Below are 22260 nucleotides of genomic sequence, written 5' to 3'. Positions count from 1 at the left end.
TCACAGCAGCAGGAATGAAAGCTTCATCGTGGTAAAAACGTTCAAAAAAGGAACGAACGAGCAAGAAAGGCAGCAGCTAAATCAGAGCTGAATAAAGTTCAGAAGGGGGGAAAAAGAAAACGACTGGCTCCCTGGCCGGAGAGAGTACCAGGTTACCAGTCGAATTTAGTGCATGGTCTGACTTATGCCAGAACCAGTGTCGGCGCGCGGAACGCCAGAGGCATTTCTGCGTCGTCTTCGAAGGTCACATACTCCCAGGCTTCCTGTTTTGCCAGAACAGCCTGCAGCAGTTTGTTGTTCAATGCGTGACCTGATTTGTACGCCGTAAATGCGCCAATGATATTGTGACCACACATAAACAGGTCGCCAATCGCATCCAGCATTTTGTGACGGACAAACTCGTCTTCAAAGCGCAAGCCGTCTTCGTTCAGTACGCGATAATCGTCAACAACGATGGCACAATCGAAGCTGCCGCCCAGGCACAGGCCGCGGGACTGCAGATATTCGATATCACGCATGAAACCAAAGGTACGTGCGCGGCTGATCTGGCGCATGAACGCATCAGCCGAGAAGTTCATCGCATAGCGCTGGCTGCTGGAATCAATTGCCGGATGGTTAAAATCAATGGTGAAGTCCAGTGAAAAACCATTGTACGGTTTGAATTCAGCCCATTTATCGCCATCTTCAACGCGAACCGTCTCTTTAATACGCACAAATTTCTTAGCGCTGTTCAGTTCATCAATGCCGGCATCCAGCAACAGATAAACGAACGGAGCCGCACTACCGTCCATAATCGGGACTTCCGGGGCATCGACCTCAATAACGATGTTGTCGATACCTAAGCCAGCCAGTGCGGCATTGAGGTGCTCGACCGTCGATATCCGCACGTCATGCTCGTTCACCAGGCAAGTACAGAGCATGGTATCACGCACAGATTTGGCATCAGCCGGAAAATCAACCGGTGGATTCAAGTCGGTGCGACGATAGATGACCCCGGTATTTGCCGGCGCAGGGCGTAACGTCAGGGTGACTTTCTTGCCGGTATGCAAACCGACGCCAGTCGCCTGAACGATACGTTTAAGAGTCCTTTGTTTGATCATCGTATAATCTCGCCAAGTTACCTATCCAACCGAAGTGTACTATACATTCGGCAGGCCAGTTTAGCACAAAGAGCGCAGATGCCCAACTTCCAGCCAATTCTTAATCGGCTTGCTTACGCAGGAAGGCTGGGATATCCAGATAATCCGGCTCTTTTGCGGCTTGCGTCGTATTGTCGTTGACCACTTTCGCAACCGGTTTCTGCTCCTGATTCAATGGAGACATACCGTGCTGCTGGTAACGATCCATCACCGGCTGCTGAACCTGTTTGTTGGTCACCAGGGTAATTTCCGGACGTTTGTCCATGCCGATACCGGTGGCCACAACGGTTACACGCAGTTCGTCGTTCATATCCGGGTCCAGAGAGGTACCGATAACCACGGTCGCGTTATCCGAAGCAAATGCACGGATAGTATTACCCACGGTTTCGAACTCATCCAGACGCAGGTCGAAGCCCGCGGTGATGTTGACCAGTACGCCGCGCGCGCCGGACAGATCGATATCTTCCAGCAGAGGAGAAGAAATAGCCATTTCAGCCGCTTCTTCTGCACGATCTTCACCGCTCGCCACGCCGGAACCCATCATCGCGTAGCCCATTTCAGACATCACGGTACGCACGTCCGCAAAGTCAACGTTCATCAGACCGGGACGGGTGATCAGCTCTGCGATACCCTGTACAGCGCCTTTCAGCACGTCGTTTGCTGCGCCGAAAGCGTCAAGCAGCGAAATGCCGCGGCCCAGGACTTTCAGCAGCTTGTCGTTCGGGATAGTGATCAGCGAGTCCACATGCTTGGACAGCTCGGTAATACCCTGCTCAGCGAATGCCATACGCTTCTTGCCTTCGAAATTGAAAGGCTTAGTCACAACGGCAACGGTCAGGATACCTAAATCTTTTGCAACTTCAGCAACCACTGGCGCAGCACCGGTTCCGGTACCACCGCCCATACCTGCCGCGATAAACACCATGTCGGCGCCATCAAGGGCTGCGCGCAGCGCTTCACGGTCTTCATCAGCCGCGTTACGACCAACTTCCGGGTTTGCGCCTGCGCCCAGACCTTTGGTAATACCGCTACCGATCTGGATAGTCTGGCCAACCGCCGTTTTGCGCAGAGCCTGCGCATCGGTGTTCACCGCGAAAAATTCAACACCCTCAATGCGCTCGCGCACCATGTGCTCAACGGCGTTACCGCCGCCGCCACCGACGCCGATGACTTTAATCACCGCGTCGTTGGTTAGTTCCATTGGTTCAAACATAGTTTCTCTCTCCGTTGTGCCTGTCGCCTGAGAACGCTAATTTTCTGCGTTCTCTTAAAAAATTAAAACTCTTTTCGCAACCAACTGTTAAGCCGCTTGATCCACGACCCGACAGTCACGCGTTTTTCCACTTCTGCTTCACCACTGAGATGAGACTCCTTCCCGTAGTGCAGCAGCCCAACCGCCGTTGAGTAATACGGCTCCTGGGCATAATCCGTTAATCCGGTAATGTTCAGCGGTGCGCCAATGCGTACCTGCGTATGGAACACACGCTGCGCACAGGCGGCAAGCCCTTCAATTTGCGCCGCGCCGCCGGTTAATACAATCCCCGCAGCCAGATGGTGCTTCACACCTTGCTGGCGGAGTTGTTCCTGCAGTTGCAAGATCTCTTCATTGACCAGGTTGAGCAGTTCGGTATATCGCGGCTCAATAACCTCCGCCAGCGTCTGACGCTGCAGGCTGCGGGGCGGACGCCCACCCACGCTCGGTACTTCGACGTTTTCGTCTTTACCTACGATGGAGCCCAGCGCACAGCCGTGGCGCACTTTAATAGCTTCTGCGTCGCTTGGCGGCGTACCGAAGGCGTAGGCAATATCGCTGGTCACTACGTTGCCCGCATACGGGATCACTTTGGTATGACGCAGCGCGCCGCCGGTATACACCGCGATGTCCATTGTACCACCGCCGATATCCACAACGCAGACGCCCAGTTCACGTTCGTCTTCTGTTAATACGGAATAGCTGGCGGCTAAACCGGCAAATATGAGCTGGTCGACTTTCAGACCACAGCGCTCTACCGCTTTGACAATATTTTTCGCCATATCGTTATGGCAGGTAATCAAATGCACTTTTGCCTGCATACGGACGCCAGACAGTCCTACCGGGTTTTTAATCCCCTCCTGGTAGTCGATCGCGTACTCTTGCGGAATAACGTGCAGAACGCGATGCTCATCGCGCACACGAACCGATTTCGCGGTATGCACCACGTTCTCGACGTCATCCTGCGTCACTTCTTCTTCCGAAATCGGCACCATACCAATTTCATTTTGACAGCTGATATGTTTGCCTGAAAGCGCCAGATAAACTGACGAGATCTGGCAATCCGCCATCAATTCGGCCTGGTCAATGGCGCGCTGTACGCATTTCACCACGGATTCCAGGTCATTCACTCCGCCTTTATCCATACCACGCGACGGGCAACTGCCCACGCCAATGATATTAATCATACCGTCGGGCAGAACTTCCCCTACTAAAGCGGCAACCTTAGCGGTGCCGATCTCCAGTCCAACTACCAGTTTTCTGTCCGTCGCCTTGATCATTGTTGTTCTGCCTGTGCCTGATTCTGTTGTTGATGAGTTTCCTCTACGGGAACCGGTTCCCAACCGACTGCCGCTCCCGAGTCATAACGCAAATCAACGTAGCTTATCCGTTTGCCGTCGGTCTGCGCCTGCTGCTGAAGAACCGGGTAGAGTTCCATAAAGCGCTGAAGCCGTTTCATGGTGTCGCCCCGACCAAGATTGAGCTTAATATCGTTATTAAGCGTCAACTGCCAGGAACGGCGCGCGGTCATTGCCGCCACTTTCAACGTGAATTTATCCTTTGCCAGCACCTGCCCCATGTCGCGGTATCCTTGAAGAACTTCGTTCTCGCTACCTTCCGGGCCGTATAACATCGGTAAATTCTGTTTACTGGTGCGATCTGACGGCACGCTGAAAGAATTTCCTTCCACGTCGACCATATGCTGATCATTCCAGCGCGCAATCGGCACATATTCAACCAGATGAATCTTCAATTCGTCCGGCCACTGCTTTCTGACGCTCGCCTGCTTAATCCACGGCAGGCGTTCAATCTGGCTTTGAATAATATTCACGTCCTGGGTCATAAAGGTACCCGGAGACCCTAACGCCAGAATCGCCTGACGGATATCATCGTTGCGCGTATAGTGACGCTCGCCGGTGACCACCATCTTTGACAGCGGTAAACGCTGTGCATCTTCCATCCAGCCCAGAACCATCCATCCGCTGACCAGCACGGTACAGAGCACCGCCAGCAGGAAGAAAATACCTGCCAGACGAGTCCCATTATTTCGACGCGAAGAGGACTCTTCTTCCTCTTCGTGGTTCCGCGTATTCAGCGCAGCCTGCGACATATCACCCCGCCAGGTCCAGAATTCGTACAACAAGCTGCGAGAAGCTCATCCCAGCCTGACGCGCCGCCATGGGCACCAGGCTATGGCTGGTCATACCAGGGGAGGTGTTTGCTTCCAGCAGATAAAACTGGCCATTGCTGTCCAGCATGACATCAATTCGCCCCCACCCTTCGCAGCCAAGGCTATCCCAGGCTTTTTGTACCAGAGTCTTAATTTCTGACTCTCGAGAGGGTTCTTCAAAACCAGGGCAGAAATATTGCGTCTCATCAGAGAGATACTTCGCTTCATAATCATAGAAGGTTCCAGCCGCCTGGATACGTATTGACGGTAAAATTTCTTCTCCGACGATAGCGACGGTAAATTCTGGCCCACTGAGCCATTTTTCGATTAAAACTTCATCATCATGCTGAAAAGCCAGCACCAATGCATTTTGTAATGCACAGCTTTCGTTCACTATCGACATGCCGACGCTTGAGCCTTCACGACTGGGTTTAACCACCAGCGGTAAGCCAAGTGCCGTAATTTGCTGTTCTACGTCAGCAGAAAGCCCTGCATTAAACTGTTTACGTGTCAAAGCAACCCAAGGCGCAACGGGTAATCCTGCCCCTTGCCATAGCAGCTTGCTGCGTAACTTATCCATTGAAATAGCCGAGGCCATCACGCCGCTACCGGTATAAGGTAGTTGAATCAGCTCCAGCAGCCCCTGCAACGTACCATCTTCACCGCCGCGACCGTGTAACGCAATAAACGCTTTCTGAAAACCCATATTTTTCAATTGGGTAATATCGACATCGCGCGGGTCAACAGGGTGCGCATCTACACCAGCCTCACGCAGACCGGCAAGCACCGCCGAACCTGAATTGAGAGAGACTTCACGTTCAGCGGAGGTTCCGCCAAGGAGGACCGCGATTTTATCAGCCATGGCGCTCCTCCTGCATTTTTTGCGGTTGCAATTTGATTTCAGCCAGGTGACGGGCGATTTTACCGATATTTCCCGCGCCCTGGACCAACACCAGATCGTTGCCGGTTAATACGGAAGCCAGCATCTCCGCCGCCTGTGCCGGATCGGATACCAGAATCGGATCCACTTTACCGCGCCCGCGAATCGTACGGCACAGCGAACGGCTATCAGCCCCAGGAATAGCAGCCTCACCAGCAGAGTAGACGTCGAGCATCAGCAGAGCATCAACCTGGGTCAGGACATTGGCGAAATCGTCGTACAAATCGCGCGTACGGGTAAAACGGTGCGGCTGAAACAGCATGACCAGGTTTTTATCCGGCCAGCCCGCGCGCGCCGCTTTAATGGTGGCATCAACTTCCGTCGGATGATGACCGTAATCATCAATCAACATGGCGGTCCCCTCTTTGCCATTAACGCCGGCTAATGGGTATTCGCCAAGGAAGTCAAAACGACGTCCGGTTCCCTGGAAGCTTTCCAGCGCCCGCAGGATCGCTTCATCGTCAATTCCCTCTTCCGTCGCAACGGCAACCGCCGCCGCCGCGTTCAGCGCGTTATGACGACCCGGAGCGTTTAGCGTCACCTGAATAACGTCTTTATCCTGGCGAATCAGACGGAAATGGCCCTGAGCGCCGGCCTGATGATAATCCTCTACGCGAACGTCGGCGTCATCGCTAAATCCGTAGGTGGTTATCTGGCGGCCAACGCGCGGCAGCAGTTCACGGATAACCGGGTCGTCCACGCACATCACCGCGCGTCCGTAGAACGGCAGGTTGTGCAGGAAGTTAATAAAGGTCTGCTTCAGGTTTTCGAAGTCGCCATGGTAAGTATCCATATGATCGGCTTCGATATTGGTCACAATGGCGACCATCGGCTGCAAATGCAGGAACGAGGCATCGCTTTCGTCCGCTTCGGCAATCAGATAACGGCTATGGCCCAGACGCGCGTGCACGCCCGCAGCTTTCACCAGACCGCCGTTAACGAAGGTAGGATCCAGTCCTGCTTCAGCGTAAATACTCGAAACCATCGCTGTGGTCGTCGTTTTTCCGTGCGTCCCGGCAATGGCGATGCCGTGGCGAAAACGCATCAGCTCTGCCAGCATTTCAGCGCGACGAATAACCGGTATACGCGCTTCATGGGCGGCGACGATTTCCGGGTTCTCCGCAGAAATCGCGCTGGAAACCACAACAACGCTCGCATCGCGCACGTTCTCAGGGCGATGGTTGAAATAAATAGTGGCGCCAAGCTGAGTCAACTGCTGGGTCACCGGATTCGGCGCCAGGTCGGAGCCGCTAATCTGATACCCTTCGTTGGCCAGAACTTCGGCAATACCGCCCATGCCGGCACCGCCAATGCCAACAAAGTGAATGTGCCGGACGCGACGCATCTCGGGCACTATGGAACGCAGTTTCGCCAGATCTTGTGTATTCATTCTTTACGCCATCAACTTCTTTATTCGGACGGTGATAATCACCGCGATTAGCGCGCCAGTGCTGCGGCGCTCACTTCTTCTGCTACCCGTTCGGTAGCATCCGGAATCGAGGCTCTACGCGCTCGCTCCGCCATATCCAGCAGCGTTTCGCGATCCCAACCCGCCAGGGTTTGCGCGACGGCATCCACGGTAAACTGCGGCTGCTCGAGGATCTTCGCTGCCCCCGCTTTCTCCAGCGGTAGTGCATTCCAGTACTGCTGCCTGTCTTTGTGCTGAAAAGGCACAAATAGCGCCGGTAAACCAGCGGCGGCAATTTCACTCACCGTCAGCGCCCCGGAACGGCACACAACAACATCGGCCCAGGCATAAGCCGCCGCCATGTCGTCAATAAATTCGGTCACTTTGTGCTGCGGCTGCCCGGCATCGGTATAAGCCTGCTGCACGGTTTCCTGCCCGCCTTTACCGCTCTGGTGCCATATGGTGACAGAAGAACCCAGCTTCGCCGCCACCTGCGGCATCGTCTGGTTAAGTACGCGCGCCCCCTGCGAGCCGCCCACGACTAATACGCGAATGGGCCCCTGACGCCCGACTAAGCGCTGTTCCGGCAGCGGCAGCGCTAGTACATCGGTGCGCACCGGGTTGCCTACCACATCGGCATGCGGGAAAGCGCCGGGAAACGCCTGCATCACCTTTTTGGCAATTTTCGCCAGCCATTTATTCGTCAGACCAGCAATACCGTTCTGTTCATGCAGCACAACAGGGATCCCGAGCGACCATGCCGCCAGACCGCCGGGACCAGAAACATATCCGCCCATTCCCAGTACCACATCCGGTTGAAAACGCTGCATAATCGCCCGCGCCTGGCGCCAGGCATTGAATATCCGGACCGGCGCCAGCAGTTGCGCCTTCAGACCCTTGCCGCGCAGGCCAGAGATCTGAATGAAATCAATTTCAATGCCATTCTTTGGCACTAAATCCGCTTCCATACGATCCGCGGTACCAAGCCAGCGAACCTGCCAGCCCTGGTCCATTAAATGGTGCGCAACCGCCAGTCCCGGGAACACGTGTCCTCCGGTACCGCCCGCCATCACCATTAACCGCTTTTCCTGACCGCTCATCGAACACCCCGTGTAAACGCCTGGGCTTTTTCCAGACGCGTTTCATAATCAATTCGTAACAGCAACATGATGGCCGTCGACATAATCAGCAGGCTCGAGCCACCGTAGCTGATCAGCGGCAGCGTCAGGCCTTTAGTTGGCAGCATTCCCGCTGCCGCACCGACGTTAACCAGCGCCTGAAAGCTGAACCAGATCCCAATGGCGCAGGCCAAAAAACCGGAGAAACGGTGGTCAATCTCCAGCGCTTTGCGGCCAATGGACATGGCGCGAAAAGCGACGAAGAATACCATTAAAAGTGCGAGTACCACACCGATATAACCGAGTTCTTCACCGATAATGGCGAAGATGAAATCGGTATGAGCCTCGGGTAAATACTCCAGTTTCTGTACCGAATTACCCAGGCCCTGCCCCCACATTTCACCGCGACCAAAAGCCATCAGCGACTGGGTTAGCTGGTAACCACTGCCGAACGGATCTTCCCACGGGTTCCAGAATGAGGTTACGCGGCGAATACGATACGGTTCGGCGAGAATCAACAGCACAACCGCCGAAATCCCCATCCCGATAATCGCGATAAACTGCCACAGCTTGGCTCCCGCCAGGAACAGCATGGCCAGAGTGGTCACAAACAGCACAACGACGGTACCGAGGTCAGGCTGTGCCAGCAGCAAAATCGCCAGCACGAAAATCACGCCCATTGGCTTCAGGAAGCCGCGGAGGTTGTTACGTACTTCATCGCCTTTACGCACCAGGTAGTTGGCGATGTAGCAGAACAGCGACAGCTTGGTAAACTCCGCGGGCTGAATACGCAGCGGCCCCAGCGCAATCCAGCGCGATGCCCCGTTGACCGAGCTGCCAACCACCAGAACGATCAACAGCATTACGATAGAAGCAATCAACATCGCGGTACTATGGCGCTGCCAGAACTCCATCGGCAGGCGCAGCGTCACCATCGCCAGCCCTAACGCCAGCAGGATGTATAAACCATCACGCTTGGCAAACAGAAACGGATCGTTGGCCAGGCGCTGTCCTACCGGCATCGACGCCGAGGTCACCATAATGAAACCGATAGCCGCCAGGCCAAAGGTCAACCACAGCAGCATCCGGTCATACATTACCAGGCTATCGGTATCTTTCTGCCGAGAGCCCATTACCCAGCCTTTCAGCGCGGCAAATAGCCATGCGAAAATAAACATTCCCGGCATACGCGGCAGTCTCAGCCGTGGCATTTTCAGGCGCGGGAGTGATAAACGCATCAACCTAACTCCTTCGCCAGGCGAGCAAAAATATCGCCGCGTTGTTCAAAGTTTTTAAACTGATCGAGGCTGGCGCACGCCGGCGACAGCAGCACCATATCACCAGCAACAACCAACGGCGCGATCTGGCGCATCGCCTGCTCCATGGTTTCTGTTTGCACGGCGACATCCGGGCGAAGCGCCGCCAGCTGCGCGCCGTCGCGACCAAAGCAGTACAGACGAACATTGTCGCCGCTCAGGTAACGGCTTAACGGTGTGAAGTCAGCCGATTTTCCATCGCCGCCCAGCAACAGATACAGTGTTCCGTCAAGATGAAGCCCATTAAGCGCAGCTTCGGTGCTACCGACGTTAGTGGCTTTGGAATCATTGATCCAGCGCACGCCGTTATGCTCCAGCACCTGCTGGAAACGATGCGCCAGTCCGGTGAATGTCGTCAGCGCCTTCAGGCTGCTGGCGCGCGGCAGGCCTGCGGCATCCGCCAGCGCCAGCGCTGCCAGGGCGTTGCTGTAGTTGTGCTGACCGCTAATCTTCATCTCTTTGACGTTGAGCACTTTCTCACCTTTAACGCGCAGCCAGGTTTCACCCTGCTGGCGGTTCAGGTGATAGTCACCAACGTCAACGCCGAAGCTAATGCAGCGCTCGTCGGCGCCGCGTACCGGCATGGTTAAGGCATCATCAGCATTAACGATGCAGGTCTGCGCATTCTCGTAAATTCGCAGTTTGGCGGCACGATACTGCTGAAGACCCAGCGGGTACCGGTCCATATGATCTTCGGTGACGTTAAGGATCGTCGCTGCGACCGCACGCAGGCTGGAGGTCGTTTCCAGCTGAAAGCTGGAAAGTTCCAGAACGTAGAGTTCGCGTTCAGGATCCAGCAGCATCAGCGCCGGAAGGCCAATATTGCCCCCAACGCCAACGTTCAGCCCCGCCGCTTTCGCCATTTCACCCACCAGCGAAGTTACGGTGCTTTTACCGTTAGAGCCGGTGATAGCAACAATCGGTGCCTGCGCTTCGCGGCAGAACAATTCGATATCGCCGACAATCTCCACGCCAGCGTCCGCCGCAGCGCTCAGGGAAGGATGGGCCAGCGCAATACCGGGGCTGGCAACAATCAGGTCTGCCGTCAGCAGCCAGTCATCGTTCAGACCACCGACATAGCGCTCAACAGCTTCCGGTAGTTTATCCAGCCCAGCAGGCGCGACGCGGGTATCCATCACCCGCGGCGTCACGCCGTGAGCCATGAAAAAGTCCACGCATGACAGGCCGGTCATACCCAGCCCAATAATGACGACTTTTTTACCCTGATAATCTGCCATGATTAACGTACCTTCAGCGTCGCCAGGCCAATCAGCACCAGCATCAGCGAAATAATCCAGAAGCGCACGATAACGCGCGGTTCCGGCCAGCCTTTCAGTTCATAGTGATGGTGAATCGGCGCCATGCGGAAGATGCGCTGGCCGCGCAGCTTAAAGGAGCCGACTTGCAGAATCACCGAGAGCGTTTCTACGACAAAGACGCCGCCCATAATCACCAGCAGGAATTCCTGGCGCAGCAGCACGGCGATAATGCCCAGCGCGCCGCCAAGAGCCAGCGAACCGACGTCGCCCATAAAGACCTGCGCCGGGTAGGTGTTAAACCACAAAAAGCCCAGACCTGCGCCGACAATCGCCGTACAGACGATCACCAGTTCACCAGCGTGACGCAAATAAGGGATATGCAGATAGTTGGCGAAATTCATGTTACCGGTCGCCCAGGCCACCAGCGCGAACCCGGCGGCAACGAATACGGTCGGCATAATTGCCAGCCCATCAAGACCGTCAGTCAGGTTGACCGCATTACCGGTCCCCACGATGACAAAGTAGGCCAGCAGGATATAGAACAAGCCCAGTTGCGGCATTACGTCTTTAAAGAACGGCACCACTAACTGAGTCGCTGGCGTATCTTTGCCCGCCATATACAGTGCAAAGGCAACGCCCAGCGCAATCACCGACATCCAGAAGTATTTCCAGCGGGCGATCAGGCCTTTAGTGTCTTTGCGTACCACTTTGCGGTAGTCATCAACGAAGCCGATAATCCCGTAGCCGATCAGTACCGTCAGCACGCACCAGACGTAAGGGTTGGATGGATAAGCCCACAGCAGCACAGAGACGACAATGGCAGTCAGGATCATGATCCCGCCCATGGTCGGCGTACCGCGCTTGCTAAAGTGAGATTCCGGGCCATCGTTACGCACAACCTGGCCAAATGAGAGTTTTTGCAGGCGGGCAATCATGCGCGGTCCCATCCACAAAGAGATGAACAGCGCGGTCAGCAGGCTGACAATGGCGCGAAACGTCAGATAGGAAAAGACGTTAAAGCCTGAATAATATTTGACCAAATGTTCGGCCAGCCATACTAACATGTTCCGTTCTCCTGTAATGCGCGTACTACCACTTCCATGGCGGCACTACGTGAACCCTTCACTAAAATGGTCATAATTTTGTGTTCTGACATCAGCTCTTGCAGGCGCGTCACCAACAACGTCTTATCGCTAAAGTGCTCGCCAACGCCGCTAGCGCCACTAATATCTGCACTCAATGAGCCAACGCTTAGTACGCGATCGAGTCCAGCGGCTTTCGCCGCTTCACCCACTTGACGATGGCACGCCTGGCTTTCCGCGCCGAGTTCGGCCATATCGCCGACAACCAGTACCCGGTAGCCCGGCATTTCAGACAGCACCTGTACCGCAGCGGTCATTGAGCCTACGTTCGCGTTGTAGGAGTCATCCAGCAGCAACTGGCTGTCAGTCAACGGAATTGGAAATAATCTCCCCGGTACCGCTTTCAGATCCCGCAATCCAGCTTTAATTGCCTCATGCGTTGCGCCTACCGCCATTGAAAGCGCGGCGGCAGCCAGCGCATTGGCGATGTTGTGACGCCCCGGCAGCGGCAGCAGTACATCAACGTTGCCCGTTGGGGTTTGCAGGGTAAATTCAGTCCCGCGCGTAGTTACATGAACGTTAGTCGCCGTGAAGTCGCTATTGGCGGCATTTGGTGAGAAACGCCAGGTTCTGCGCTCGCCAATGATGCTTTGCCAGTTCAGCCAGTCATTGTTATCGGCGTTCATAATGGCAATGCCGTTGACCGGCAGACCGGTATAAATTTCGCCCTTGGCTTTCGCCACACCTTCCAGCGAACCAAAACCTTCCAGGTGCGCGGCGGCCAGGTTATTGACCAGTGCGGCTTCAGGACGCGTCAGGCTGACGGTCCAGGCGATTTCCCCCTGGTGATTGGCGCCTAGTTCGATAACCGCGTAATCATGTTCTTTCGTCAGGCGCAGCAGCGTCATTGGAACGCCGATATCGTTGTTCAGGTTGCCAGCGGTATACAGCGTATTGCCGCACTGGCTCAGAATCGCCGCGGTCATCTCTTTGACCGAGGTTTTTCCGGAAGATCCGGTCAGCGCGACTACGCGCGCCGGAACCTGCTGACGCACCCACGCGGCCAGTTCGCCAAATGCCAGACGCGTATCCTTCACCACCACCTGCGGCAAATCGCACGCCAGTTGACGGCTGACCAACAGCGCGCCCGCACCGGCAGCCTTAGCCTGTTCGGCAAAGTCATGGGCATCAAAGCGCTCGCCTTTCAAGGCCACAAACAGGCAGCCTGTCGTGACCTTACGGGTATCTGACGTGACCTCATCAATCGCCACATCGCTGCCGTGCAGTTCGCCGCGCGTAATGTCGGCAAGCTGGCTGAGAGTCAAGCGAATCATGCTATCACCCCCAGCAGACGCGCAACGGTGACGCGATCGGAGTAATCGAGTCGGCGATTACCGACGATTTGATAGTCCTCGTGGCCTTTACCCGCCACCAGAACGACGTCATTGTCTTTCGCCTGCATTACCGCATTAGTGACCGCTTCCGCACGCCCCTCCACCGCTTTGGCACGACCCGCATCGAGCATACCGGCCAGGATATCGTTAATAATCGCCCGCGGCTCTTCGGTGCGAGGATTGTCATCGGTGACAACCACGATATCAGCAAATTCTTCGGCGATAGCCCCCATCAGAGGGCGCTTGCCTTTGTCGCGGTCACCGCCGCAACCAAATACACACCACAGTTTACCGTTACAGTGCAAACGCGCCGCCTGCAGCGCTTTTTCCAGGGCATCAGGCGTGTGGGCGTAATCAACCACGACGGCCGGTTTACCCGGCGCGCTGAACACTTCCATGCGCCCGCAAACCGGCTGTAAACGAGAAGCCGTTTTCAGCAGGTCGGCCAACGGATAGCCCAGCGCCAGCAGCGTTGCTAATGCCAGCAGCAGGTTGCTAACGTTGAACGCACCCATCAGGCGGCTTTCGATCTCGCCGTTCCCCCAGTTCGATTCAAACTGGATAGTCGCGCCGCTGTCGTGATAGTTCACAGCAGTCGCTTTCAGCCAGCGGCCCCGGCAGTTTGGGTTTATATGATTTTCCATTGATACGGCAACCGCATCCGGCAGCAACGCCAGCCAGCGACGACCAACTTCATCGTCCGCGTTGACGATAGCCTGACCACAATGATGGGTTGAGTAGAGCAACCATTTTGCCGCTTCGTAATGTTCCATATCACCGTGGTAGTCCAGGTGATCGCGGCTGAGGTTTGTGAAGACCGACGCGGCAAACTGCAGCGCAGCTACTCGATGCTGCACCAGGCCATGGGAGGAAACTTCCATCGCCGCAAAAGTCGCCCCCTGCCCTGCCAGGCCAGAGAGTACGTGTTGAACATCGACGGCCGACCCGGTGGTATTTTCCGTTGGAATGACTTTCTCCAACAGGCCGTTGCCTACGGTTCCCATGACCGCACTGGTTTCACCGAGCAGTTGTGCCCATTGCGCCAGCAACTGAGTCGTGGTGGTCTTGCCGTTAGTCCCGGTGACGCCAACCAGGCGCAGTTGTTCCGAAGGCTGATGGTAAAAACGCCCGGCCAGCGCGGATAAGCGCTCGTTGAGTTGGCTCAGATAAATAACCGGCACGCCGTGCATTTCACGGATTTCACCGTCATGAGCCTCATCTTTGGCCTCAGCAATAATGGCAGCAACACCTTGCGCTATCGCCTGCGGGATATAACGACGCCCGTCCGCCTGATGACCTAAAACCGCGATAAAAAGATCGCCAGAAGCAGCCACCCGGCTGTCCAGCGTCATTTCTCGCAGAATTCGCTCCGGCGCATTTGGCACCCACGGAGCGAGAAGGTCGCGCAAATTACGATCTGCCACCTGTTCCCTCGCCTTGATTAATCACTAATTCACTTTTTTCAGCCGTTGCCAGCGCATCCGGCTCGATGTTCATGGTACGCAGGACGCCGCCCATGATGGCACCGAAGACCGGCGCGGAAACGGCGCCGCCGTAGTATTTACCCGCCTGCGGATCGTTGATCACCACCACCAGCGCAAAGCGCGGATGGCTGGCGGGCGCAACGCCTGCGGTGTAAGCAATATATTTGTTGATGTAGCGGCCATCGGGCCCTACTTTTTTCGCCGTACCGGTTTTAATCGCGATGCGATAGCCTTTAATCGCCGCTTTCACGCCGCCACCGCCCGGCAGCGCCACGCTTTCCATCATGTGAACAACGGTACGAACGAGTGATTCCGGGAAGACGCGCTCGCCCGGAACCGGTGGATCAACTTTAGTAATCGACAGCGGACGATAGATGCCGTAGCTGCCGATCGTTGCGTAGACTCGCGCTAACTGTAACGGTGTTACCATTAGCCCGTAGCCGAAAGAAAAGGTGGCCCTCTCTATGTCAGACCACCGTTGTTTTTGAGGATATAAGCCACTGCGTTCTCCGACCAACCCCAAATTGGTCGCTTTTCCAAGTCCAAAACGTGAGTAAGTATCTACTAACGCTGAGGACGGCATCGCTAACGCCAGCTTAGAAACACCGACGTTACTCGACTTCTGTAGTACCCCGGTCAGGGTCAATTCGCTATAGCGCGCCACGTCTTTAATTTCGTGACCGTTAATTCGGTAAGGAATGGTATTCAGTACGGTATTTTCGTTAACGATGCCGCGCTGCAGCGCCGTCATCACCACCATCGGTTTCACCGTTGAACCTGGCTCAAACACGTCGGTAATGGCGCGGTTACGCATGGTGTCTTTCGACGTGCCCGCGAAATTATTCGGGTTGTAGGATGGGCTGTTAGCCATCGCCAGCACTTCGCCGGTGTTCACATCGACCAGAACCGCAGTACCTGACTCTGCTTTGTTAAACGCCACGGCATTATTCAGCTCGCGATAGACCAGCGCCTGCAGGCGTTCGTCGATGCTCAGCGCGAGGTTATGCGCCGCCTGGCTGTCGGTGGAAGAGATGTCTTCAATCACGCGACCATAGCGGTCTTTACGAACGATACGTTCGCCAGGCTGGCCGGTAAGCCACTTATCGAAGCTCTTCTCAACGCCTTCAATCCCCTGGCTGTCGACGTTCGTGAAGCCAATGAGGTGAGCGGTTACTTCTCCCGACGGATAGTAACGACGCGATTCTTCGCGTAGATGAATCCCCGGCAGCTTCAGCTTGCGGATGTAATCGGCCATATCAGGGTTAACCTGACGCGCCAGATAGATAAAACGCATCCGCGGGTTGCTATTGATGCGCGATGCCAGCTGATCCAGCGGCATATTCAGAGCATCGGCCAGCGCCTTCCAGCGGTTGTCCAGCGTTACGCCGCCGGCATCATGCAGCTCTTTCGGGTCAGCCCAGATGGCTTTTACCGGCACACTTACCGCCAGCGGGCGACCGGAGCGGTCGGTTATCATTCCGCGCGCGGTGGAGACTTCCTGCACGCGCAGAGAGCGCATGTCACCCTGGCGCACCAGCATGTCCGGGCTAATCACCTGTAACCAGGCCACACGGCCCAGCAGGAAGCCCAGCGCCAGCAGAATACAGCCGCACAGCAACGCAAAACGCCAACTGATAAAGTTGGCCTGTTCTTCCTGACGTTTTGCTTTTGGCGTTTTCGGCGCTGCTTTCATGCGTCGCAATAATCCTTATTTCTGTACAACGATATTTTCTTGTGATGGATCGACGTGTTGCATCTGCAACTTCTCAGTCGCGATCCGCTCAACCCGACTGTGATCGCCGAGAGCGTTCTCTTCGAGGATCAGGTTGCGCCATTCAATATCCAGCGCATCGCGTTCCAGAACCAGCTGTTCGCGCTGCGCGGTTAACAGGCGAGTATGGTGCGCCGTTGTCACCACCGTAATCGCCGTAATAATGATGCAAATGAACAGACAGAGTGGCAGCTTCCCAAACCGCAGAAGGTCGTCTCCGATCACGCCAGGCAAAGCATGGCGCTCGTTGCTTCCTATCGACCCTTTTACCTTGCTTAGGGCTTCTGTCACTCTGCCGATCATGCGTTCGTCCTCTCTGCAATGCGCAGAACTGAACTACGGGCACGAGGATTTTCAGCTACCTCTTTTTCACCCGGCATCAACTTGCCTAGTGCTCTTAACTCACGGCCGCCCAGTTTTTTGAGCTGCTCTTCGGTCATAGGTAGCCCTGCCGGAACCTGCGGACCGCGGCTTTGTTCACGCATAAAGCGCTTCACAATACGGTCTTCCAGCGAGTGGAAACTGATGATTGAGAGCCGCCCGCCCGGAGCCAGCACGCTGAGCGAGCTTTTTAGCGCCTGCTCTATCTCCTCCAGTTCACTGTTCACCCAAATGCGCACCGCCTGGAAGGTACGGGTCGCAGGATGTTTGAATTTGTCTTTCACCGGCGTTGCCGCCGCAACAACTTCCGCCAGCTCTTTGGTGCGCGTCATCGGTTCAATACGGTTGCGTTCAACAATGGCGCGAGCAATTCGTTTCCCAAAGCGCTCTTCGCCAAAGGTTTTGATGACCCATGCGATATCAGCCTCGTCGGCGGTCTGTAGCCATTCAGCGGCAGATTGACCGCGAGTGGGATCCATACGCATGTCCAGCGGACCATCGCGCATAAACGAAAAACCACGTTCAGCATCATCCAACTGCGGTGAAGAAACGCCAAGGTCGAGCAGAATACCGTCGATCTTGCCGGTTAGATTGCGCTCGCCAACATAGTCGGCCAACTGAGAAAAAGGACCATGAACGATGGAAAAGCGGGGATCATCGATAGTTTTCGCGACGGCGATAGCCTGCGGGTCGCGATCGATCGCCAACAGGCGTCCCTCCGCTCCCAGTTGGGAGAGAATAAGACGTGAGTGACCGCCGCGGCCAAAGGTACCATCAATGTAGATACCATTCGGACGAATATTCAGGCCGTTAACGGCTTCATCCAGAAGTACCGTAGTGTGTTTAAAATTTTCCATCATTTTACAAAGACAAATCCTGCAGGCGCTCCGACAGTTCCCCGGAAGCGGACTGCTCAGCGTCGATATCTTCCTTGACCCGTTGATACCAGGTCGTTTCGTCCCACAGCTCAAACTTGTTGAACTGCCCGACCAGCATCACTTCTTTTGTCAGCCCGGCATGTTGCCGCAGCACCGGGGCTATTAATAGCCGCCCGGCGTTATCCATCTGACATTCGCTGGCATGCCCCAGAAGCAAACGCTGTACGCGCCGCTCGGTGGGATTCATGCTCGATAAACGCGACAATTTTTGCTCGATGATTTCCCATTCAGGCAAAGGGTAAAGCAGCAGGCATGGGTGATGAATGTCAATCGTACACACCAATTGACCGGAAGCGTCCTCGATCAGCCCGTCGCGGTAGCGCGTCGGTACGGCCAAACGGCCTTTGCTGTCGAGATTGACTAACGTTGCCCCACGGAACATGCCAGCCTCACCCCTTTTCGCCACTTTACCCCACAAATTCCCACAAGAAGGAGTTTACGGAGCGGAGGAAAAGCTTGTCAAGCCAGCACGAATGCTAACAGAGCTTAAAAACCCATTATTTACAGCCGATATTCGCCCTGACGAAAAATCAACCAACAAACGAGGCAAATTAACGTTATGAATATCGGTAAGAAAATAACCAACAAACTTGTAACAGTTAAAAGCAGCAAAATATCTTCGAAGGGAAAATATAAAGTGTCAGTTTGCGACGCGAGCGGCATTTTAGGCCATTCTGATGCCCGTTAACAGCACCAGTTTTCATCAGAGAGCCTCTCTTACTGCGGGGTACAGCGCTCAGGGCTACCATAATGGCGAGGAAATGATTGTTAATTCAGCAACTCGCCCAATGAATGTAACAAAATAATACCAATATATTCACTAATCCTTTTATGGATTAATAAAAATGCGAAATAGATGCCCCTAAGAATAGAATTAAAAGAGATGTCAGGAAGATTAAGGATTTGTCTGAAAGATCGTTAACCCTAAAATTTTTACGTCATTGATAGGGATTCTCGCCAGACGCGGATCCGTCCGGCGAACTTTCTACGAATAATCCTGGTAACACACGGGAGAATATACTCAACGACGGTTCAGGCTGCCGCGGCGATACAGGTTGCGGCGAATACGGCTCAAACCCGGCTTGGGCTTACGTGGTTCATCAAGGCTAGCCAGCACGATCTCCAGCACGCGTTCCGCAACATCGCGATGGCGCTGAGCAACGGCTAAAACGGGGCACTGGAGGAAATCCAGCAGCTCATTATCACCAAAAGTTGCAATAGCCAGTTCAGAAGGCAACTTCCCTTCCCGGCGCAGCGTCACATCCATCACCCCCTGCAACAGCGGAAAGGAAGTCGTGAACAGCGCCTGCGGCATTGGGTGGGTTTCCAGCCATTTCTCAAACAACTGCGCTGCGGCTTCGCGTTCATAACTGTTTGCGTAGAGGAAATGCACTTCTCGCGGATCGTCCTTCCACGCCGTACGGAACCCCTGCTCACGCAGGAAGCTCACCGAAAGCTCCGGCAGCGCGCCAAGGTAGAGCACGGTTTCAGCCGGGAATTTACGTAATTCCGCGCCAAGCATTTCCGCATCATCCTGATCGGCGCCGACAACGCTGGTGAAGTGCTCTCTATCGAGAGCACGGTCGAGGGCGACAATCGGGAAAGGATCGTTAGCCCAGCGCTGATAGAACGGATGCTCAGGAGGCAATGAGGTAGAAACGATAATCGCATCGACCTGACGCTGCAGCAGGTGCTCAATGCAGCGCATTTCGTTGTCCGGTTGATCCTCGGAGCAGGCAATCAGCAACTGATAGCCACGCTGGCGCGCCTGACGCTCCAGGTAATTAGCGATACGCGTATAGCTGGTATTTTCCAGATCCGGGATAACCAGACCAATAGAACGCGTGCGTCCCGCACGCAGGCCCGCAGCAACCGCATTCGGATGATAGTTGTGCTCACGAACGACCGCCATCACCTTTTCAACAGTCTTATCGCTAACACGATACTGCTTCGCTTTACCGTTAATCACATAGCTAGCAGTGGTTCGCGAGACACCGGCCAGCCGGGCGATTTCATCCAGTTTCACAATTGCCCCTTGGGTAATAAGTACAGAACATAACCATTCTTCAGGTATGGATTCATTTTTATAACATCTAAGCGCAGAAAAGTAAGCGCAGCAACCGCTTTAGTCTACAGTTCCCACCGATTTCGCAAAAAAATAGCCCGACAGGCTGTGTCGGGCTATTTTTACGTCAGTTTCAGAGGCTCAGCGCATGATTTTGTCGCCACGCGACAAACCGACGACGCCCGAGCGGGCCACTTCAACAATTCGTGCAACATCGCGCAGGGAAGCCAAAAACGCATCCAGCTTATCGCTGGTTCCTGCCAGTTGAACAGTATAAATAGACGGCGTCACATCGATAATTTGGCCACGGAAAATTTCCGTATTGCGTTTGACCTCATCGCGTCCATAGCCGCTGGCCTGTACTTTCACCAACATAATTTCACGCTCAACGTGCGCCCCTTGCCCAAGCTCATTAACGCGGAGAACGTCCACCAGCTTGTGCAACTGCTTTTCAATCTGCTCGATCGCTTTCTCATCGCCAACGGTCTGGATAGTCATTCTCGACAGCGTCGGATCGTCCGTCGGTGCTACCGTCAGGCTTTCAATATTATAACCACGTTGTGAAAAGAGGCCGATCACGCGGGATAATGCACCCGATTCGTTCTCCAGTAATACTGATAATATCCGGCGCATAATCAGGTCCTCTCCGTTTTGCTCAGCCACATCTCGTCCATACCGCCGCCGCGAATCTGCATAGGGTATACATGTTCACTACCGTCCACCGTTACATCAACGAAAACCAGACGGTTATTGCGTACCTGCTCCAGCGCCTCGGTGAGTTTAGCTTCCAGCTCCTGCGGGTCGCTAATTCGAATCCCGACATGGCCGTAGGCTTCCGCCACGCGAGCAAAATCAGGCAATGACTCCATATAGGATTGCGAATGACGGCCGGAATAGAGCATATCCTGCCACTGCTTCACCATCCCGAGATAGCGGTTATTCAGATTCAGCACCAGTACAGGCAGCTCGTATTGCAGCGCAGTGGAGAGCTCCTGAATATTCATCTGGATACTGCCATCGCCAGTCACGCAAATGACCGTTTCTTCCGGCAGCGCCATCTTCACGCCAAGCGCAGCAGGAAGGCCGAAGCCCATGGTTCCCAAACCGCCAGAGTTAATCCAGCGCCGCGGTTTATCGAAAGGATAATAGAGGGCTGCGAACATCTGATGCTGACCCACATCGGACGTCACGTACGCATCGCCGTCAGTCAGACGCCAGATAGTCTCAATCACCGCCTGCGGCTTAATTTTGCCGCTTTGGGTGTCGTATTGTAGGCAATGACGCGCGCGCCACTGCTCAATCTGCTGCCACCAGTCGCGGATTTCATCGAGCGGCTGCTGGGTCTCCTCATGTTCGAGCAGTTCCAGCATCTGTTCCAGCACCAGACGGGCGTCGCCAACGATGGGTACATCGGCGGGAACGGTCTTTGAAATAGAGGTCGGATCGATATCAATATGCAGTACCGTCGCGTTCGGACAGTATTTTGCCAGGTTGTTCGTCGTACGATCGTCGAAACGCACACCGACGGCGAAAATCACGTCGGAATTATGCATGGTCATATTGGCTTCATAAGTCCCATGCATGCCAAGCATCCCTAATGCCTGCTGGTTCGACGCAGGGAAAGCCCCTAGCCCCATCAGCGAAGAAACCACCGGCAGCTTCAGCTTTTCTACCAGAGCATATAGCTGCGGCTCACATTTCGCGTTAATCGCCCCACCGCCGACATAAACCACCGGTTTTTTAGCCGCCATCAACGTTTGCAACGCACGCTTAATCTGCCCTTTATGGCCAGTAGTCGTTGGGTTATAAGAACGCATGCTAACCGTATCCGGCCAGGCGTAAGGCAGCTTTTTCGCTGGATTCAGAATATCCTTGGGTAAGTCCACAACGACCGGGCCTGGACGCCCGCTGGCGGCCAGCCAAAACGCTTTCTTCAGTACGCCAGGAATATCTTCAGTTTGCTTGACCAGGAAACTGTGTTTCACCACCGGTCGGGAGATGCCCACCATGTCACATTCCTGGAAAGCATCGTAGCCAATCAAGGAGGTCGCGACCTGCCCGGAAAGAATCACCAGCGGAATGGAATCCATATATGCCGTCGCAATACCGGTAATGGCATTGGTCGCTCCAGGCCCTGACGTGACCAGCACAACGCCAACCTCGCCCGTCGCCCGCGCCAGCCCATCCGCCATGTGAACAGCGGCTTGCTCATGACGAACCAGAACATGATCGATACCGCCAAGGGTATGTAACGCATCATAGATATCGAGGACCGCGCCCCCGGGGTAACCGAACACTTGCTTGACGCCCTGATCGACTAGCGACTGGACGACCATTTCGGCTCCTGACAACATCTCCATGGTTTGCCTCCCGGCTTATTGTTTTTTACGACAGCGGAATCCGATTTCCGCGCGCTCGCTCAAAACGAAGCATAGTCGCTCCGCATTGAGGTGAATAGACTGCATGCCGCTACCATAACTGCTCACTAACGGGCAGGCAATTGGCGACCCTCGGCGCATAACGAGCATTAAAAGAAGAAAAGA

At 54.8% G+C, this 22260-nt stretch carries 19 protein-coding genes; all 19 read right to left on the bottom strand.

The window, feature by feature from the left end:
* Nucleotides 1–182: 182 nt before the first annotated feature.
* The 19 genes from lpxC to ilvI all read right to left on the bottom strand — a co-directional run bounded on the left by lpxC (nt 183) and on the right by ilvI (nt 22077).
* Nucleotides 183–1100: a UDP-3-O-acyl-N-acetylglucosamine deacetylase gene (gene lpxC, locus FN082_RS06790; RefSeq protein ID WP_139536968.1), complete on the bottom strand. Its 918-nt coding sequence runs from the start codon at nt 1098–1100 to the stop codon at nt 183–185.
* Nucleotides 1101–1200: 100 nt separating this feature from the next.
* Nucleotides 1201–2352, bottom strand: coding sequence for a cell division protein FtsZ (gene ftsZ, locus FN082_RS06785; protein ID WP_139536967.1), 1152 nt, complete (start codon nt 2350–2352; stop codon nt 1201–1203).
* A 62-nt stretch (nt 2353–2414) separates the two neighbouring features.
* Nucleotides 2415–3671 carry a cell division protein FtsA gene (gene ftsA, locus FN082_RS06780; RefSeq protein WP_004098594.1) on the bottom strand — a complete coding sequence of 419 codons (1257 nt, stop codon included), beginning with the start codon at nt 3669–3671 and terminating at the stop codon, nt 2415–2417.
* Nucleotides 3668–4501 (bottom strand): cell division protein FtsQ, encoded by an 834-nt coding sequence (gene ftsQ, locus FN082_RS06775; RefSeq protein ID WP_139536966.1) that lies wholly within the window; start codon nt 4499–4501, stop codon nt 3668–3670. The genes ftsA and ftsQ overlap by 4 nt, the downstream gene beginning before the upstream one ends.
* 1 nt (nt 4502) lies before the next feature.
* Nucleotides 4503–5423, bottom strand: coding sequence for a D-alanine--D-alanine ligase (locus tag FN082_RS06770; protein ID WP_139536965.1), 921 nt, complete (start codon nt 5421–5423; stop codon nt 4503–4505).
* The gene (murC, locus tag FN082_RS06765) at nt 5416–6891 is read right to left on the bottom strand and encodes a UDP-N-acetylmuramate--L-alanine ligase (RefSeq protein WP_142464305.1); all 1476 of its coding nucleotides are present in this window, start codon (nt 6889–6891) and stop codon (nt 5416–5418) included. Before murC ends, FN082_RS06770 begins: the two co-directional genes overlap by 8 nt.
* A 47-nt stretch (nt 6892–6938) precedes the next feature.
* Nucleotides 6939–8009 (bottom strand): undecaprenyldiphospho-muramoylpentapeptide beta-N-acetylglucosaminyltransferase, encoded by a 1071-nt coding sequence (gene murG, locus FN082_RS06760; protein ID WP_139536963.1) that lies wholly within the window; start codon nt 8007–8009, stop codon nt 6939–6941.
* Nucleotides 8006–9265, bottom strand: a complete 1260-nt coding sequence (gene ftsW / locus FN082_RS06755; RefSeq protein ID WP_139536962.1) for a cell division protein FtsW — start codon at nt 9263–9265, stop codon at nt 8006–8008. The genes murG and ftsW overlap by 4 nt, the downstream gene beginning before the upstream one ends.
* Nucleotides 9265–10581 carry a UDP-N-acetylmuramoyl-L-alanine--D-glutamate ligase gene (murD, locus tag FN082_RS06750; protein ID WP_142981337.1) on the bottom strand — a complete coding sequence of 439 codons (1317 nt, stop codon included), beginning with the start codon at nt 10579–10581 and terminating at the stop codon, nt 9265–9267. Before murD ends, ftsW begins: the two co-directional genes overlap by 1 nt.
* A gap of 2 nt (nt 10582–10583) precedes the next feature.
* Nucleotides 10584–11666 carry a phospho-N-acetylmuramoyl-pentapeptide-transferase gene (gene mraY, locus FN082_RS06745; RefSeq protein ID WP_142981336.1) on the bottom strand — a complete coding sequence of 361 codons (1083 nt, stop codon included), beginning with the start codon at nt 11664–11666 and terminating at the stop codon, nt 10584–10586.
* Nucleotides 11660–13018: a UDP-N-acetylmuramoyl-tripeptide--D-alanyl-D-alanine ligase gene (murF, locus tag FN082_RS06740; RefSeq protein ID WP_142981335.1), complete on the bottom strand. Its 1359-nt coding sequence runs from the start codon at nt 13016–13018 to the stop codon at nt 11660–11662. Before murF ends, mraY begins: the two co-directional genes overlap by 7 nt.
* Complete coding sequence (gene murE, locus FN082_RS06735; RefSeq protein WP_142981334.1) at nt 13015–14502, bottom strand: UDP-N-acetylmuramoyl-L-alanyl-D-glutamate--2,6-diaminopimelate ligase; 1488 nt, start codon at nt 14500–14502, stop codon at nt 13015–13017. Before murE ends, murF begins: the two co-directional genes overlap by 4 nt.
* The gene (locus tag FN082_RS06730; RefSeq protein WP_139536957.1) at nt 14489–16255 is read right to left on the bottom strand and encodes a peptidoglycan glycosyltransferase FtsI; all 1767 of its coding nucleotides are present in this window, start codon (nt 16253–16255) and stop codon (nt 14489–14491) included. Before FN082_RS06730 ends, murE begins: the two co-directional genes overlap by 14 nt.
* Nucleotides 16256–16270: 15 nt before the next feature.
* On the bottom strand, nt 16271–16636 hold the full coding sequence (ftsL, locus tag FN082_RS06725; RefSeq protein ID WP_002888550.1) for a cell division protein FtsL: 366 nt from the start codon (nt 16634–16636) through the stop codon (nt 16271–16273).
* Entirely contained in the window at nt 16633–17574 is a 942-nt protein-coding gene (gene rsmH, locus FN082_RS06720) for a 16S rRNA (cytosine(1402)-N(4))-methyltransferase RsmH (RefSeq protein ID WP_139536956.1), read from the bottom strand. Before rsmH ends, ftsL begins: the two co-directional genes overlap by 4 nt.
* Nucleotide 17575: 1 nt before the next feature.
* On the bottom strand, nt 17576–18034 hold the full coding sequence (gene mraZ, locus FN082_RS06715) for a division/cell wall cluster transcriptional repressor MraZ (protein ID WP_110272565.1): 459 nt from the start codon (nt 18032–18034) through the stop codon (nt 17576–17578).
* Between the two features lie 639 nt (nt 18035–18673).
* Nucleotides 18674–19678 (bottom strand): catabolite repressor/activator, encoded by a 1005-nt coding sequence (gene cra / locus FN082_RS06710; RefSeq protein ID WP_004098577.1) that lies wholly within the window; start codon nt 19676–19678, stop codon nt 18674–18676.
* Between the two features lie 180 nt (nt 19679–19858).
* Entirely contained in the window at nt 19859–20350 is a 492-nt protein-coding gene (gene ilvN / locus FN082_RS06705) for an acetolactate synthase small subunit (protein ID WP_004098573.1), read from the bottom strand.
* 2 nt (nt 20351–20352) lie between these two features.
* Nucleotides 20353–22077, bottom strand: coding sequence for an acetolactate synthase 3 large subunit (gene ilvI / locus FN082_RS06700; protein WP_139536955.1), 1725 nt, complete (start codon nt 22075–22077; stop codon nt 20353–20355).
* Nucleotides 22078–22260 lie beyond the last annotated feature (183 nt).

It is taken from the genome of Klebsiella spallanzanii, from assembly GCF_902158555.1.
Classification (GTDB): Bacteria; Pseudomonadota; Gammaproteobacteria; order Enterobacterales; family Enterobacteriaceae; genus Klebsiella; species Klebsiella spallanzanii.
Note: the sequence above shows the minus strand (reverse complement) of the source record. Positions and strands in the feature narration are given on the sequence as shown.